Origin of the sequence: Arthrobacter sp. SLBN-53, assembly GCF_006715585.1 — a bacterium.
In the GTDB taxonomy this organism is placed as follows: domain Bacteria; phylum Actinomycetota; class Actinomycetes; order Mycobacteriales; family Mycobacteriaceae; genus Mycobacterium; species Mycobacterium neoaurum_A.
This window is the reverse complement of sequence record NZ_VFNN01000001.1, coordinates 4,239,242-4,255,593: the sequence shown is the minus strand read 5'-3', so window position 1 is coordinate 4,255,593 and position 16,352 is coordinate 4,239,242. Positions and strand designations below refer to the sequence as shown.

Sequence of the window (16,352 nt, the reverse complement as noted above, 5' to 3'; positions counted from 1 at the left end):
GGCTAGGGTGACGACGTGTCCCTCTGGTCAGCAGGACGGTATGAGGCCGTCGCACAACAGATCTCTGCCATCGCCACCCGCGTCGTGGACACCGCCGGTCGACTGCGGCCGCTACCGGGTGCCGATATCGTCGACCTGGCCTGCGGCACCGGCAGTGCCGCGCTGTCCGCCGCCGCGGCGGGCGCCACCGTGACCGGCGTGGACCTCACGCCGGAACTGCTGGCGATCGCGGCGGGCAAACCGGGCGGGGACGCGGTGCGCTGGGTGGCCGCCGATGCCGCCGCCACCGGACTGCCCGACGCGTCCTTCGACATCGCGGTGTCGAACATGGGCACCATCTTCGTCGAGCCGGTGGCGATGATGACCGAGGTGGCCCGGCTGCTACGACCGGGCGGGGTGTTCGCCTTCTCGACCTGGGTGCGCGACACCGAGAATCCGTTCTACGACCCGATCGTCGAGGTCCTCGGCCCACGCCCCGCGGGCACCCACAGCCCCGATCAGTGGGGTGACCCCGAGGTGGCCACCGCGCGCCTGTTGCCCGATTTCGACCGGATCACCATCGAACGCGGTGCGCATCCGTGGACCTTCGATTCGACGGCGCACGCCGTGCAGTTCATCACCGACGAGTCCCCCATGCACGTCGACATCCTGTCCCGACTCGACCAACCGACCGGTGACCGTCTCGTCGAGGCGTTCCGGGCGGCACTGGACGCCCGCACGGCTGCCGACGGGACGGTCGGCTTCGAGGCGTCCTTCGCGGTCGTCGCCGCCGTCCGTCACCCTGCCTGATACAGGATCCCGCGACCGATCGCCTCCCGGATCTCGGGCAGCGCGGCGACGGCCAGCGCATCGGCCGCCACCCCGTGGTGCGCGGCCAGCAGGTCGATGAGCGTGCCGAGGGGCACCTCGCCCCGACACCCGGCCAGCAGCGCGGTGAAGACATCGTCGACGCCGATCACCGCACCCGGTCCGCCCGGACGGCGCACCGCCGCGCCGATCTGCTGCCAGCCATCCGGCCCCGGCAGCGAATGCTGTTCCAACAGCACCGGTGCGGTCGACAGTCGGGCGGCGAGCAGGGCCTCATCACCTGTGTCGCGCAGATAGGCGCGACGAGCGAGGAAAGCCTGCACCTCGACACCGGTCGGGGCCTCGTCGGCACCGGTGATCTCCTCGAGGATCTGTTCGGGCTGTTCACCGGCGGCCGGCCGGCGCACCGTGATCAGCCCCATCCCGATGGCCCGGACCCCCTCCTCGGCGAACCAGTCCAGCCACTGGCCGCCGCGGACCGCGGCCACCTCCGGCGGCTCGCCGGCGTCGGCCAACCACAACGAGACATAGCTGACCGGATCGGCCAACTCCCGCTGCACCACCCAGGCGTGTAACCCGGTGCCGGCCAGCCAACCCGCCACCCGCTCGCGCCAGTCCTGTTCACCGACGATCCAGTTGGCCATGATCTGGGCCGTACCACCGGGCTCGAGATGATCGGGCAACTGTTCGATCAGGTTGCGACACAACTGGTCTCCGGCAATCCCGGAATCCCGGTAGATGTAGTCGCTGACACCCGAGCCGATGACGAACGGCGGATTGGACACGATGAGGTCGAACCGCTCACCGGCCACCGGCTCGAACAGGCTGCCAAGGCGCATATCCCAGTTCATCCCGTTGAGCCGGGCGGTGGCCGCCGCCAACATCAGCGCCCGTTCGTTGGTGTCGGTGGCGACGATGTCGGCGCAGTGCGCGTCCAGGTGCAGCGCCTGGATGCCGCACCCGGTGCCCAGATCCAACGCCCGGCGCACCGGGGTGCGGATGATCGCACGCGCCAACGACATCGACGCCCCGCCGATGCCGAGCACGTGATCACGGCGCAACGGCCCGGCGCGCAGCGCGGCGTCCTGATCCGAGACCACCAGGTGATCGCGATCGCCGTCGCTGTGCGGGCGGATATCCAACGCCGCACGCCAACCCCCGGGCCCCGCCGGCTCCAGCACCCCGGCCCCGATCAGCGCCTCCAGCGGCACCGACGGGAATGCCTGCTGCAATCGATCCCGGGACTCGACCGCACCGAGCAGGAACAACCGGACCAATACCGACAACCGGTCGGCACCGGTGGCGCGCAGCGCCGGCCACCAGATACCGCGGCCCAACGCATCATTGGCCTCGGGTCCAAGTAGGGCGGCAACACCGTCGACGGTGAACCCGGCCGAGCGCAGGTCGGCACCCAGACCGTCGAGGAGCTGCGGTGTGAGTGTCAAAACAGGCCCTCGTCGTGCGCGGCGGGCTCGATGAGCTCCGGACCGTTGTTGCGCACGCTGTTCACCAGTCGCGACACCTCACGGATCTCGATGCGGTCGAGATCACCGTGCCCGCGCAGCAGTCCCTCGTCGATCGGCGCGTCCGGGTCCAGCCAACGGTCCCAGTCGGCGGCACTGATGGTCAGCGGCATCCGGTCGTGGATATCGGCAAGCTGCGCCGCCGAGTCGGTCGTGATGATGGTGCAGCTGAGTAGCGGTGGCATGTCCCGCGCAGCATCCTTCGGCCGCCAGGTGGACCACAGCCCGGCCATGAAGAGCGGCTCTCCGTCGGCGGCGTACATGTAGTACGGGGTCTTGGCGGGCTTCCTGGCACCCTCGACGGTGCCCGGCTTCCACTCGTACCAGCCATCCATCGGGATCAGACAGCGCTTGTTCTTGGCCGCGCCGCGGAACGCCGGTGAGGTGGTGACCGTCTCGGCACGCGCGTTGATCAGCAGCGGGCCCTTCTTCAGGTCGGGGCCGCCGTCCTCACCGGTCTTCGACCATGGCGGGATCAGCCCCCAGCGCATCGAGCGGATCCGCCTGCTCGACTCGTCCTCGGGTTCGCCCTGGGGAGAGCGGAGCGACGGGGAGTTATGGCCCTGGGGCGAGCGAAGCGACGGGGAGTTGTGGCCGTGACGCTTGACCACCGAGCTGATGGTGGTGGTCGGAGCCACGTTGAAGTTGGGACCGCCCTGGCCTTCGGCCGTCGCGGTGGTTTCGTCCAAGGCCTTGATTTTCTCGGCCAGCAACGCCGGGTCGGTGGTCACCGCAAATCGCCCACACATACCAGGCAGGATAGAGGCCGTGAGCAACTGGCCGGCACCGACGACCACCACCCCCGTGAACGCCACCGTCGAGGTGCCCGGGTCCAAATCGCTGACCAACCGCGCGTTGGTACTGGCCGCGCTGGCAGGAGCGCACCAGGGCGAGCGTGTCCTCGGGACACCGGCACGGGCATCGACCATCGACGGTGCGCTGCGCAGCCGCGATACCGACCTGATGATCGACGCCCTGCGCGCCCTGGGCGTGCGGGTCAGCGGCGCGGGCACCGATCTGACCGTCGAGGGCGCCGTCGCCCCCGCCGCGGACACCCGCATCGACTGCGGGCTGGCAGGCACGGTCCTACGCTTCCTGCCCGCGGTCGCGGCGCAGGGCGGCGAGACGGTCGTCTTCGACGGTGACGAACAGGCCAGGGCCCGCCCGATCGCGCCCCTGCTGGATGCGCTGCGTGGGCTGGGCGTCGACGTCGAGGGCGACGGATTGCCGTTCCGGGTGCGCGGCCACGGCGCGGTGTCCGGTGGCGAGGTCCGCATCGACGCGTCGGCGTCCTCCCAGTTCGTCTCCGGTCTGCTGTTGTCCGGTGCCGGTTTCACCGACGGGCTGACCGTGGTGCACACCGGCGACTCGGTGCCCTCGGCGCCGCACATCTCCATGACGGTGTCGATGCTGCGCAGCGCCGGGGTGAGCGTCGACGACAGCATCACCAACCGATGGCGCGTCGAACCGGGCACGGTGGCGGCCAGGGACTGGGTGATCGAGCCCGATCTGTCCAACTCCGTGCCGTTCCTGGCCGCGGCCGCCGTCACCGCGGGCACCGTGCGCATCACCCGCTGGCCCGCGGCGAGCATCCAGCCGGCCGGCGATATCCTCGATCTGCTGGCGCGGGTGAATGTGACCGCGGTACATCATGATTCGTACCTGGAAGCACGTGGCGCCGCGCAGTTCGGCGGTATCGATATCGACCTGCACGATATCGGCGAACTGGCCCCTGCGGTGGCCGCTCTGGCGACCCTGGCCGCGCCGGGTTCGGTGTCAACGCTGCGCGGGATCGCCCATCTGCGCGGGCACGAGACCGACCGACTGGCGGCGTTGCGCACCGAGATCACGAACCTGGGCGGCGACTGCATCGAGACCGACGACGGCCTGCGGATCACCGCGGTGCCGATGCACGGCGGGGTGTGGCGGTCCTACGCCGATCACCGGATGGCCACGGCCGGAGCGATCATCGGGTTGCGGGTGCCGGGTGTCGAGGTCGAGGACATCGCCACCACGGCCAAGACCCTGCCCGACTTCCCGGGGATGTGGGCGGCGATGTTGGGCCCGATGTGAAGTCGCGCGAGTACGACGAGTCCGATGTCCGGGTCCGCCCGGGCAAGGGTTCGCGTCCGCGCACCAAGACCCGTCCCGAACACGCCGACGCCGAGGACGCCATGGTCGTCACCGTCGACCGTGGGCGATGGGGTTGCGCGCTCGGTGGTGACCCGCACCGCAACGTCACCGCGATGCGGGCCCGTGAACTCGGCCGGACCCCGATCGTCGTCGGCGACGAGGTCGGCATCGTCGGCGACGTATCCGGGCGACCGGACACGCTGGCCCGCATCATCCGTCGCGCCGATCGGCGAACCGTGTTGCGGCGCACGGCCGATGACACCGATCCGACCGAGCGGGTGGTGGTGGCCAATGCCGATCAACTGCTGATCGTGGTGGCGCTGGCCGACCCGCCGCCGCGCACCGGGTTCGTCGACCGCGCCCTGATCGCCGCGTTCACCGGCGGGCTGATCCCGATCCTGTGCCTGACCAAATCCGATCTGGCCTCTCCCGTGGAGTTCGCGGCCCAGTTCGCCGATCTGGATCTGCAGGTGGTGACGGCGGGCCGGGACGATCCGCTGGATGTGGTGGCACCGCTGTTGGCCGGCAAGGTGACGGTGCTGCTCGGGCATTCCGGGGTCGGCAAGTCCACGCTGGTGAATCGTCTTGTGCCCGATGCAGACCGGGCCACGGGGTCGGTGACCGGCGTCGGAAAGGGGCGGCACACGTCCACCCAGTCGGTTGCCCTGCCGCTGCGGGAATCGGGATGGGTGATCGACACACCGGGCATCCGGTCGTTCGGCCTGGCCCACATCAAACCCGACGACGTCGTTGCGTCCTTCTCGGATCTCGCTGCGGCCGTGGACGATTGCCCCCGCGGGTGCGGACACCTCGGGCCTCCCGCCGACCCCGAGTGCGCGTTGGACACGCTGACCGGTCCGGCGGCGGCGCGGGTGGCCGCGGCGCGTCGACTGCTGGTCACCCTGGGCGAAGCGGGTTACTGAATACCGCGAGCGTGCGTGAACGCAGAACCGCGAGCGGCGTGTCTTGGTGCAGACACGCACGCTCGCGGTTGTGGGTGAGCTCAGGCGGCGGCTTTTTGCTTACGCCATCCACCGCCGCGGACCGCGGCGATCGCGGACTTCAGACCACGACGCTTGCCGGTGGTCGGATCGACACCGCCGAAACCGTCGAGTTCCTCGAACATCCGCTCGCTGCGGGTCTCCGGTGCGTTGTCCCGGGTGTCCTTGAGGTACTTGTCCGGCAGCGACAGCTTGGCGATGGTGCGCCAGGCCTTGCCGTACTGCACCAGGAACGGTCCGGTGGTGTAGGGCAGATCGTACTTCTCGCACAACGCCCGAACCTTGATCGAGATGTCGTAGTAGCGGTTGCTCGGCAGATCGGGGAACAGGTGATGTTCGATCTGGTGGCACAGGTTGCCGCTCATGAAGCGCAGCACCGGGCCGTTGTCGAAGTTCGCGCTGCCCAACATCTGGCGCAGGTACCACTGGCCACGGGTCTCGCCGACCATGTCGGTCTTGGTGAACTTCTCGGCGCCGTCGGGGAAATGCCCGCAGAAGATCACCGCGTTGGCCCATACGTTGCGGATGATGTTGGCCAAGAAGTTGGCCCGCATTGTCGACTTGAAGGTCGCACCGGGAGACAGCGAGGTCAGCGCGGGCCACATCACGTAGTCCTTGACGATCTGATGACCGGCCTTGACCCCGAATTCCTTCATCCGGACCATGGTCGCGGCACGGTCGTCGCGGCCCTTGAAGATCTTGCCGATCTCCAAGTGCTGCAAGCCGACTCCCCATTCGAACAGCGACATCAGGGCCGTGTTGAAGAGCAGGTTGAAGACGTTCATCGGTTGCCACTTGGCATCCCTGGTGACGCGGATGAGGCCGTAGCCCACATCGTCGTCCATGCCGAGGATGTTGGTGTACTTGTGATGCATGAAGTTGTGAGTGAACCGCCAGTGCTTGGACACCCCGCCCATGTCCCACTCCCACGAGGAGGAGTGGATCTCGGGATCGTTCATCCAGTCCCACTGGCCGTGCATGACGTTGTGGCCGATCTCCATGTTCTCGATGATCTTGGCCACGCCGAGGGTCGATGCCCCTGCCCACCAGAAGGATCGCTTGGAGCTGGCTGCCAGCAGCAGCCGGCCTGCGAGATCCAGGCCCCGCTGGAAGGCGATGGTCCGGCGGATGTAGCGGGCGTCGTCGGCGCCACGCGAGTCTTCGATGTCTTGGCGGATCGCGTCCAGTTCTGCACCCAGCGCTTCGATATCCGCCTCGGTGAGATGCGCGAATTCCGGTACGTCGGTTACTGCCATGGTCGTTCGGCCCTCCTTCCGGTTACTACGGTAGCGTAACCTACGGCACCGTAGGTTACTAGTCAGTAAATGCTATGCGTCCAACGTGCAATCGCCGGATGCCGCGGAGACGCAGGTCTGCACCCGCGAGCCCGGCTCATGCTCCACACCGGTGCGCAGATCGCGGACATGCCCGTCGACCAGGCCGACGACGCAGGACTGGCAGATGCCCATCCGACAGCCGAACGGCATCTGGATACCCGCCCCTTCGCCGGCTTCCATCAACGAGGTGGCGGCATCGGCGGTCACCGTCTTGCCGCTGCGCCCGAAGGTGACCGTTCCGCCGGTGCCGTGCGGCGCCGCCCGCGAGACGGCGAACCGCTCCAGGTGAAGATCACCGGCGATCCCGGCCTCGGTCCACACGCGCTCGGCATCGTCGAGCATGGCCTCCGGACCGCATGCCCAGGCCTGCCGGTCGCGCCAATCCGGCACGACCTCGTCGAGGCGGGTCAGATCGAGCCGACCCTGCGTGCGGGTGGTGCGCACCTGCATCCGGTAGCCCGGATGGGCATCGTGCAGCTCCTTGAGCTCACCGGCGAACATGACATCGGCCTCGGTGGGCGCCGAGTGCACGTGCACGATATCGGTGATCTGGTCGTGGCGGACCAGCGTGCGCAGCATCGACATGACCGGGGTGATACCCGAGCCCGCCGTCAGGAACAACACCTTGGCCGGGGCCGGATCCGGCATGACGAAATTGCCCTGTGGGGCGGCCAGCCGCACGATGGTGCCCGGTGCGACACCGCCGACCAGGTGGGTCGACAGGAAGCCCTCGGGCATCGCCTTGACCGTGATGGTGATGGTGCGCGGACCGCGCGAGCCCAGACCCGCCTGCCGGTCGCCGCGCACCGGCGCCGAGGTCAGCGAGTAGGACCGCCAGCGCCACCGACCGTCGACCAGCAGACCGATGCCGATGTACTGCCCAGGCGCATAGTCGAAGGAGAACCCCCAGCCCGGCTTGATCACCAGCGTGGCCGAGTCCACCGTCTCGCGGCGGACCTCGACGATCCGGCCGCGCAGCTCACGGGCCGACCACAGCGGGTTGGCCAGTTTCAGATAGTCGTCGGGCAGCAACGGGGTGGTGATGCGGCCGGCGATGGTCCGCAGGGCATGCCAGCCGCGATGACGGTCCGCGCCGGCGATCGTCGGGCGGACGGTATCGGCCACTTTGGCCGAGACCTTGATTTCATTCTTGGCCACTGCCTGTTGCTCCTCACGTCCGCGGCTAACCTACGGTACCGTAAGTTACGCGCCCGTACAGAACTTTGCAGGCCAGAAATCATCACTGGAGAGCGATCTGCGTCACAGCAGTTCGAGCAGGAACGGCAACTCCTGCGGTGCGTACCAGGCGAGGTCGTGATCCTGGGCATCCCCGACCGCCAGCTCCGCGTCCTCGTCACCGAGATCGGCCTCGTCGATCACCTCGATGGCCTTGAGCACCGCAGGCTCGGCCCCGGCGTTGTCGACATACGCTGCGACGATGTCCTCGATCGCGACCGGACCGGCCAACCGGACCACGGCATCGTCGAGATCGGGCCGGACCGTCGCACCCTCGACATCGGCGACCAGCACCGCCCGCCGCGGCGGTCCGGCACCCTCGCCCTGTTCACCGGCCAGCAACCGCATCGAGGCCAGGGCGGCGTCGGCGAGGGCCACCTCGGCCAGCTCGTCGTCGTCACCCTCGGAATAGGCCTCGCGCAGCGTCGGTGTGACCGCGAACGCGGTGCCGCTGCGGGCATGGATCAGCCGGTCGGCGACCAGCTGCGTCAGCATCGACAGAGTCGCCGGAATATAGACACGCACCCGCCGAGACTAGCGCTCGGAGCCATCCTCCGACGCCGCCGTCTCGGCCGAGCCGGCGGGTTCGGCCCCTGCGTCCGGATCCTTCTGGACGGCGAGGACGAAATCGTCACCGTGCTGGGTCACCCCGGCGATCACCGCGGAGTGCACCGCATCGACCGCGTACTGGCGGCGCACCATCAGGGGGTCCTGGCGCAGATCCTTGACCAGTGCGATCGACAGCCCGATCATCACGACCACGAACGGCAGCGCGGCCACGATGGTGATCGACTGCAAACCGGTCAACGCATCCGAACCACCCGCCAGCAGCATCACCGCCGCCACCGCACCGGTGGCCACACCCCAGAAGATCACGGTCTTGCGGCTCGGCTCGATGGTGCCGCGCTCGGACAGCGAGCCCATGACCAGCGAGGCCGAGTCGGCACCGGAGATGAAGAAGATCGCGACCAGTGCCATCACGACGATGGTCGACACCGTGGCGAACGGATAGTCACTGAGCAAGCCGAACAACTGCGCTTCGACCGAACCCTCACCGGCCAGATCCTTGCCGTCACGCTGGGCGGCTATCGCGGCGCCGCCGAAGATGCAGAACCACGCCAGCGACACCAGGCTGGGTGCCAGCAGCACGCCGGTGACGAACTGGCGGATGGTGCGCCCACGCGAGATACGCGCGATGAACATTCCGACGAACGGGGTCCAGGAGATCCACCACGCCCAGTAGAAGACGGTCCAGCTGCCCAGCCAAGCCTCGGTCTCGGCGCCCTCGGCCCCGGTGCGCGCGGCCATCATCGCCAGGTCCTGGAAGTAGCTGCCGATCGCGGTGGGCAGGAGGTTGAGCATGAAGATCGTGGGACCCACGATGAACACGAACAGCGCGAGCACCAGCGCCAGCACCATGTTGATATTCGACAGCCACTGGATGCCGCGGGCGACGCCGGACACCGCCGACAGCACAAATGCACAGGTCAGAAGTGCAATGATGCCGATCAGGACCGCGTTACCGGTCTCCCCGATACCCGCCACGATCTGCAGGCCGCTGCGAATCTGCAACGCGCCGAGCCCCAGCGAGGCGGCCGACCCGAACAACGTCGCGAAGATCGCGAGCATGTCGATGACCTTGCCCAGTCCGCCATTGGCCCGGTCGCCGATCAACGGTTCGAAGGCCGCGCTGATCAGCTGGAAGCGCCCCTTGCGGTAGACCCCGTAGGCGATGGCGAGACCCACCACGGCGTAGATGGCCCACGGATGCAGGGTCCAGTGGAAGAGCGTGGTCGCCATGGCCGATTGCACGGCCTCGGCGTTGCCCTCGGGACCGGTCCCCGGCGGCGGGGTGACCAGATGCGAAAGCGGTTCTGCGACGCCGAAGAACATCAGGCCGATACCCATGCCGGCGCTGAACATCATCGCGATCCAGGACACCGTGCGGAATTCGGGTTCCTCGTCGTCACGGCCCAGCGGAATGTTGCCGAACCGACCGAGCGCGATCCACAGCACGAACAGAACGAAACCCGACGCCACCAGCGTGAACAACCAGCCCGCGTTGGTGAGCACCCATCCCAGTGCGCCCCCCGAGACCGTGGCCAGCCCGTCCGTGTCGAGGAAACCCCAGATCAAGAAGGCCACCGCGATCACTGCGGTGATACCGAAGACGAACCAGTCGACGTTGCGCTTGTTGGTCAGCGCGTCCTCGTCGATCGGTACGTCCAGGACGGGATGAGGTATGACGTCGCGCTTGTCTGGTTTCGTATCGTGGCTATCGGTATCAGGCATGGTTGATCCATCAGATACCGCGCGGGGCAACTTCGTCAACTCCGCTAACGACCGGCCTCAAGGAGCTCGTCGAGGGATTCGCGCAGGAGCAGCGGCAGCACATCGACATCGCTCATGGCATCCCGATCGGCGTTTATCCCGAAGTAGAGCATGCCGTTGTACGAGGTCACAGCGATGGCGAGAACCTGGTTGGCCAGCAGCGGCGGAACCGCATAGGTCTCGAGCAGTTTCGCGCCCGCGATGTACATCTGGCGCTGCGCGCCGGGCACATTGGTGATCAGCAAATTGAACTGCCGGGCCGAGAAGCTCGTGGCGACCCGGATGCCCATCGCGTGCAAAGTCGGCGGTGCGAACCCCGACAGCGTCACGATCGTGTGGGCGTCGACCAGGCTGGCGGCACTGGAATGCGATTCGGTGGCGTGCGCGATCTGGGAGAGCCGCACCACCGCATTACCCTCACCGACCGGCAGATCGACCAGGAACGGCGACACCTCGCTGATCGCCTGACCGGGCCCGTCGGAATCGATCTCCCCGTCGGGATACACCGAGTTGGGTGCCATCGCACGCACCGTGGAGGTGGCGTTCACCGGCTCACCGCGCGAGAGCAACCAATTGCGCAACGCGCCGGCCACCACCGCCAGCACCACGTCGTTGACATCGCAGTCATAGCGGGCTCGCAGATCGCGGTAATCGTCCAGCGCGTGCGCGGCGACCGCCAGTCGCCGGTTGCGCGAGACCGTGGTGTTCAGCGGGCTGCTCGGCGCCGTGCCCCGCGCGACGGTGCGGGCCACCTCGGCCACCCGGCGGCCGACGTCGACAAGGGCCCCGACGTTGGTGATCGTCTCCTGGACCGAGGACCGCAGCGCCGCGGCCTGGGCCGTCGGCCGGGTGATCCACTCCCCCATCGCGCCGACGAGCAGCTGCCCACCGCTGGGCTCCCGGGCCGGTATCCAGATGTCCTCACCGAATTCGGGCGGTTTCGGCGTGCGGTCGGCGATGACGTGGCCGATCTCCAACGCCGACATGCCGTTGACCAGTGCCTGGTGCGATTTGGTGTAGATCGCGATCCGGTTGCGGGCCAGCCCCTCGATCAGATACATCTCCCAGAGCGGACGTGAGGCGTCCAGTGGCCGGGAACCGATCCGGGCGATCAGGTCGTGGAGTTGGGCATCGCTGCCCGGCGAAGGTAGTGCCGAGCGCCGGATGTGGTAGGTGATGTCGAAATCGTCATCGTCGATCCAGACCGGCCTGGCGAGACCGAGCGGCACCGCGCGCACCTTCTGCCGGTAACGCGGGATCTGGGGTAACCGCTGCTCCACGGTGGCCAGCAGCGTCTCATAGCCGAGCCCACCGCGCGGCTTGCGCACGATCGACAACGATCCGACATACATCGGCGTGGAACTGTTCTCCAGGCCGAAGAACGCCGCGTCCGATGCCGACAACCTGGTCACCATCGCGACGCGGACCCCCTTGCTTGATGTCACCGCCACCGTAGCGGCACGGCGCGCATCTGCGCATCGCGGGTATTCGGGATGGGTGTCCGATTTGCCGCGCGGTGGGGCGCGCACCGCATGGGATCATCAATATGCCTGTCCCCTCCAGCAATTGCCGTATCCGATCCTGCCCGCTGGAGTACGTGTGACACCCATCCCGCAGCACCGCCCGCATCCGGTGATCACCTCGCCGATCATCGACTGTGAGCCGCCGCCGCACGGCGGACCGCACCATCGTCCGCCCACGATCGGCACGCCACGGCGCCGGACGCCGCGCCAACTCAGTCCGCCCGCGATCACCGGAGAGAGACCGGCGCCGACCGCGGCCGCGGTCTTCACCGACGCGGCGCTGCGGCGGGTGCTGGAGGTGCTCGATCGACGTAGGCCGACCAGCCAGCTGCGCGGCCTGCTGACCCCGGCGTTGATCGACACCGTCGGCTCACTGGCGCGGTCGCCACAGACCGGACCGACCGCGGTACTGCGACGAATCCGGCTGCGCAGCATCGTCATCGGGACCGACACGGCGGTGACGGCGGCCGAGGTGTTCGCGACCTACACCCGGGGGCCCCGGGTCCGTGTCATCGCGGCACGGGTCGAGATCATCGCAGGACGCTGGCAGCTGGTCGCGCTGCAGGTCGGGTGAGCGCCTAGCGCTTCTTGCCGCGGCGCGCCGCCTCGCGACGCTCCTTGCGGGTGCCGCCGCCGGCCGGCCTGTTCGTACCGCCGCCGGACCGCTTGACCTCGGCCGAGCCGTCCTCGGCGGGGCCGGTGTAGGTCAGCGGCGGCGCGGAGCCGTCGTTGATTCCCTTGGCCTGCACGCCCGCCGGGCGTTCCTTGGTGGCGACCTGCCCCTGCTGGCCTGTCCCCTGCTGCGCGGCCGCGGCGGCGAACTCGGCCAGCCCGCTGGACATCGGCTGCACCACCGGTGCGGTCTGCGGCGCAGCCTCGACCGCCACGTTGAACAGGAAGCCGACCGACTCCTCCTTGAGACCCTCGAGCATGGCGACGAACATGTCGTATCCCTCGCGCTGGTACTCCACCAGCGGGTCGCGCTGGGCCATCGCGCGCAGCCCGATGCCCTCCTTGAGGTAGTCCATCTCGTAGAGATGCTCACGCCACTTGCGGTCGATCACGTTGAGCAGGACGTTGCGTTCCAGCTGCCGCATCGCGCCCTCGCCGCCGATGGCGTCGATCTGCGCCTCCCGCTCGGCGTAGGCCCGCTCGGCATCCTTGATCAACGCGTCCAGCAGTTCCTCGCGGGTCAGCTCGCCGGGCTCGCCGATGGCATCGGAGTCGATCAGGTCATGGTGGTCGATGCTCACCGGGTACAGCGTCTTGAGCGCCTCCCACAGCTTCTCCAGATCCCAGTCCTCGGAGTAGCCCTCGGCCGTCGCACCGTCGACATAGGCCGTGATGACGTCGACCATCATGTCGTGCGCCTGCTGTTGCAGGTTCTCGCCCTCCAGGATCATCCGGCGCTCGTCGTAGATGACCGTGCGCTGCCGGTTCATCACCTCGTCGTACTTGAGGACGTTCTTGCGGACCTCGAAGTTCTGCTGCTCGACCTGGGTCTGCGCGCTCTTGATCGCGCGGGTGACCATCTTGGCCTCGATCGGCACGTCCTCGGGCAGGTTCAGCCTGGTGAGCAGGGTCTCCAGCGTCGCGCCGTTGAAGCGGCGCATCAACTCATCGCCCAGCGACAGGTAGAACCGCGACTCGCCCGGATCACCCTGACGACCGGAGCGGCCGCGCAGCTGATTGTCGATGCGGCGCGACTCGTGGCGCTCGGTGCCCAGCACGTAGAGGCCTCCGGCGGCGCGCACCTCGTCGGCCTCGCCCTTGGCCTCCGCCTTGATGGCGTTGACGGTGGACTCCCAGGCGGCCTCGTACTCCTCGGGTGTCTCCACCGGGTCCAGGCCCTGATCCTTGAGCCGTTTGTCGGCGAGGAACTCGACGTTGCCGCCGAGCACGATGTCGGTGCCGCGGCCTGCCATGTTGGTGGCCACGGTGATGGCGCCACGGCGGCCGGCCTCGGCGATGATGTTCGCCTCTTGCTCGTGGTACTTGGCGTTGAGGACGTTGTGCGGCACCTTGCGCTTGGCGAACTGCCGCGACAGGTACTCCGAGCGCTCCACGGAGGTGGTGCCGATCAGGACCGGCTGGCCCTTCTCGTAGCGCTCCACCACATCGTCGACGACCGCGATGTACTTGGCCTCTTCGGTCTTGTAGATCAGGTCGGACTGGTCCTCGCGGATCATCGGCCGGTTGGTCGGGATGGAGACAACACCCAGCTTGTAGATCTCGTGCAGCTCGGAGGCCTCGGTCTGGGCGGTACCGGTCATGCCGGAGAGCTTCTTGTAGAGGCGGAAGTAGTTCTGCAGTGTGATCGTGGCCAGGGTCTGGTTCTCGGCCTTGATCTCGACGCGTTCCTTGGCCTCGATGGCCTGGTGCATGCCCTCGTTGTAGCGCCGGCCCACCAGCACGCGGCCGGTGAACTCGTCGACGATGATGACCTCGCCGTCGCGGACGATGTAGTCCTTGTCGCGCAGGAAGAGCTCCTTGGCCTTCAGCGCGTTGTTCAGATAGCTGACCAGCGGTGAGTTGGCCGCCTCGTAGAGGTTCTCGATACCCAACTGGTCCTCGACGAACTCGACACCGATCTCGTGCACACCGATGGTGCGCTTACGCAGGTCGACCTCGTAGTGGACGTCCTTCTCCATCAGGGGGGCCAGCCGGGCGAACTCGGCGTACCAGTTGGAGGCGCCGTCGGCCGGACCCGAGATGATCAGCGGGGTGCGGGCCTCGTCGATCAGGATGGAGTCGACCTCGTCGACGATGGCGAAGTGATGGCCGCGCTGCACCATCTCCTGCACGGAGTGGGCCATGTTGTCGCGCAGGTAGTCGAAGCCGAACTCGTTGTTGGTGCCGTAGGTGATGTCGGCGGCGTAGGCGGCCCGGCGCTGGTCCGGGGTCAGCCCGGACAGGATCACGCCGACCTCCAGGCCCAGGAAACGGTGGATACGGCCCATCTGTTCGCTATCGCGTTTGGCCAGGTAATCGTTGACCGTGACGATGTGGGTGCCCTTGCCGGTCAGGGCGTTGAGGTAGGCGGGCATCACGCCGGTCAGGGTCTTGCCCTCACCGGTCTTCATCTCGGCCACGTTGCCGAAGTGCAGCGCCGCACCGCCCATCAGCTGGACGATGAACGGCTTCTGACCGAGCACCCGCCAGGCCGCCTCGCGGGCCACCGCGAACGCCTCGGGCAGCAGGTCGTCGACGTCTTCACCACCGTCGATGCGTTTGCGGAACTCGTCGGTCTTGGCCCGCAGTTCGGCGTCGGAGAGCTTCTCGACGTCCTCGGACAGGGTGTCCACATAGTCGGCCACCTTCTTGAGGCGTTTGACCATGCGGCCTTCACCGAGCCGGAGCAACTTATCGAGCACGCTATTTCCCCTGTGGGTTGACGAATCTGGACGGCCCATGGGCCCGTTCCATCGTAGGCGACCGTTCTGGCAGCCCCCTTAAAAGCGTCCCTGGTGTCGGCACGAGTGTCTGCCGATACCTGCCCGAGCATGCACCGAGCCCCCGGCCGGATCGGTCGGGGGCTCGTGTGGACAGCAGGTCAGGCCGGTCGGATCAGGCCAGTCGGATCAATCCGTAGTCGTAGGCGTGCCTGCGGTAGACCACCGTCGGCCGGTCCGACTCCTTGTCGTGGAAGAGGAAGAAATCATGGCCGACGAGTTCCATCTCGTAGAGCGCGTCATCGACGCTCATCGGGGTGGACTCGTGGGTCTTGGTGCGCACGATGCGGCCGGGCTCGTGCAAATCGGCAGGATCGATGGAGAACGGGTCCGCGGCCGCGGGCGCCTCCTCGGCCGGCAGCATCGCGGTCGCCTCGTGCAGCGATACCGGCGTCTTGTCGCCGTAGTGGATCTTGCGGCGGTCCTTCGTCCGGCGCAGCCGTGCCTCAAGTTTGTTGGCCGCCGACTCCAACGCGGCATAGAAGCTGTCGGCGCACGCCTCGCCGCGCACCACCGGTCCGCGACCGCGCGCGGTGATCTCGACGTGCTGGCAGTTCTTACGCTGGCGGCGATTGCGCTCGTGGTCGAGCTCGACATCGAAAAGGTAGATGGTCTTGTCGAAACGTTCGAGCCGAGCCAACTTCTCCGCGACATAGACGCGGAAGTGCTCAGGTACCTCGACATTTCGGCCCTTGACCACGACCTCGGCGTTCAACGCCGGCGCGTCAGGGGTGTCGTTGCGGTCGCCCATGACCATGGTCGAGTGCTCGGATCGCACGGAATTCGTTGACATACTTGACAACTCATTTCTGTCGGCAGTCGCACGCAGAACGCGTGCCGGGATTGTCACTGATACGCCGACGAGAAACGAGCATGCCGCGCGCCCGCCGGCGTCAGGTGTCGAGTTACCACCTCCCACCACAGTCGGGCAGTCCCGATACCGCACGGGCGCCCGTTTTCGGGTGCCGCCGTGAGGTGTTCACGGGTTGTTGGCATCGACCGTAGTCCG

Annotated in this window: 13 protein-coding genes; 4 read left to right on the top strand and 9 right to left on the bottom strand. The window is 67.6% G+C overall.

Annotated features, from left to right (window positions below; genetic code table 11):
* Positions 1–15 precede the first annotated feature (15 nt).
* A complete protein-coding gene (locus tag FBY28_RS20425) occupies positions 16–789 on the top strand; it encodes a class I SAM-dependent methyltransferase (protein WP_141869117.1) in 774 nt (257 codons plus the stop codon).
* On the opposite strand, the gene FBY28_RS20420 is transcribed toward FBY28_RS20425, so the two are convergent.
* Positions 777–2,252 carry a DUF7782 domain-containing protein gene (locus FBY28_RS20420; RefSeq protein WP_141869116.1) on the bottom strand — a complete coding sequence of 492 codons (1,476 nt, stop codon included), beginning with the start codon at positions 2,250–2,252 and terminating at the stop codon, positions 777–779. The two genes, FBY28_RS20425 and FBY28_RS20420, sit on opposite strands and share 13 nt — an antisense overlap.
* A complete protein-coding gene (locus tag FBY28_RS20415; RefSeq protein WP_141869115.1) occupies positions 2,249–3,079 on the bottom strand; it encodes an SOS response-associated peptidase in 831 nt (276 codons plus the stop codon). Before FBY28_RS20415 ends, FBY28_RS20420 begins: the two co-directional genes overlap by 4 nt.
* A 19-nt stretch (positions 3,080–3,098) precedes the next feature.
* Between FBY28_RS20415 and aroA the strand changes: the two genes are divergently transcribed.
* Entirely contained in the window at positions 3,099–4,403 is a 1,305-nt protein-coding gene (aroA, locus tag FBY28_RS20410; protein ID WP_286178302.1) for a 3-phosphoshikimate 1-carboxyvinyltransferase, read from the top strand.
* Complete coding sequence (gene rsgA / locus FBY28_RS20405) at positions 4,400–5,386, top strand: ribosome small subunit-dependent GTPase A (RefSeq protein WP_141869114.1); 987 nt, start codon at positions 4,400–4,402, stop codon at positions 5,384–5,386. Before aroA ends, rsgA begins: the two co-directional genes overlap by 4 nt.
* 80 nt (positions 5,387–5,466) lie before the next feature.
* Here the strand turns inward: rsgA and FBY28_RS20400 are convergent, their stop codons facing one another.
* The 5 genes from FBY28_RS20400 to FBY28_RS20380 all read right to left on the bottom strand — a co-directional run bounded on the left by FBY28_RS20400 (position 5,467) and on the right by FBY28_RS20380 (position 11,813).
* The gene (locus FBY28_RS20400) at positions 5,467–6,720 is read right to left on the bottom strand and encodes a fatty acid desaturase family protein (protein WP_141869113.1); all 1,254 of its coding nucleotides are present in this window, start codon (positions 6,718–6,720) and stop codon (positions 5,467–5,469) included.
* Positions 6,721–6,792: 72 nt separating this feature from the next.
* Positions 6,793–7,959, bottom strand: coding sequence for a ferredoxin reductase (locus FBY28_RS20395; RefSeq protein WP_141869112.1), 1,167 nt, complete (start codon positions 7,957–7,959; stop codon positions 6,793–6,795).
* Positions 7,960–8,061: 102 nt separating this feature from the next.
* The gene (locus tag FBY28_RS20390) at positions 8,062–8,562 is read right to left on the bottom strand and encodes a DUF6912 family protein (protein ID WP_141869111.1); all 501 of its coding nucleotides are present in this window, start codon (positions 8,560–8,562) and stop codon (positions 8,062–8,064) included.
* Between the two features lie 9 nt (positions 8,563–8,571).
* On the bottom strand, positions 8,572–10,329 hold the full coding sequence (locus FBY28_RS20385; protein WP_141869110.1) for a BCCT family transporter: 1,758 nt from the start codon (positions 10,327–10,329) through the stop codon (positions 8,572–8,574).
* 44 nt (positions 10,330–10,373) lie between these two features.
* Positions 10,374–11,813: a WS/DGAT/MGAT family O-acyltransferase gene (locus FBY28_RS20380; protein ID WP_216847856.1), complete on the bottom strand. Its 1,440-nt coding sequence runs from the start codon at positions 11,811–11,813 to the stop codon at positions 10,374–10,376.
* A gap of 154 nt (positions 11,814–11,967) precedes the next feature.
* Between FBY28_RS20380 and FBY28_RS20375 the strand changes: the two genes are divergently transcribed.
* Positions 11,968–12,465, top strand: a complete 498-nt coding sequence (locus tag FBY28_RS20375) for an Rv3235 family protein (RefSeq protein WP_174241688.1) — start codon at positions 11,968–11,970, stop codon at positions 12,463–12,465.
* Between the two features lie 4 nt (positions 12,466–12,469).
* Here FBY28_RS20375 and secA read toward each other — a convergent pair whose 3' ends face one another.
* On the bottom strand, positions 12,470–15,304 hold the full coding sequence (gene secA / locus FBY28_RS20370) for a preprotein translocase subunit SecA (protein ID WP_216847855.1): 2,835 nt from the start codon (positions 15,302–15,304) through the stop codon (positions 12,470–12,472).
* Positions 15,305–15,458: 154 nt separating this feature from the next.
* The gene (hpf, locus tag FBY28_RS20365) at positions 15,459–16,136 is read right to left on the bottom strand and encodes a ribosome hibernation-promoting factor, HPF/YfiA family (protein WP_141869107.1); all 678 of its coding nucleotides are present in this window, start codon (positions 16,134–16,136) and stop codon (positions 15,459–15,461) included.
* Between the last annotated feature and the right edge of the window lie 216 nt (positions 16,137–16,352).

Excerpts from the sequence above, each read along its gene's own strand:
- FBY28_RS20415 (WP_141869115.1), bottom strand. The coding sequence starts at position 3,079 with ATGTGTGGGCGATTTGCGGTGACCACCGACCCGGCGTTGCTGGCCGAG.
- hpf (WP_141869107.1), bottom strand. The coding sequence starts at position 16,136 with ATGTCAACGAATTCCGTGCGATCCGAGCACTCGACCATGGTCATGGGC.
- secA (WP_216847855.1), bottom strand. The coding sequence starts at position 15,304 with ATGGGCCGTCCAGATTCGTCAACCCACAGGGGAAATAGCGTGCTCGAT.
- FBY28_RS20400 (WP_141869113.1), bottom strand. The coding sequence starts at position 6,720 with ATGGCAGTAACCGACGTACCGGAATTCGCGCATCTCACCGAGGCGGAT.
- FBY28_RS20385 (WP_141869110.1), bottom strand. The coding sequence starts at position 10,329 with ATGCCTGATACCGATAGCCACGATACGAAACCAGACAAGCGCGACGTC.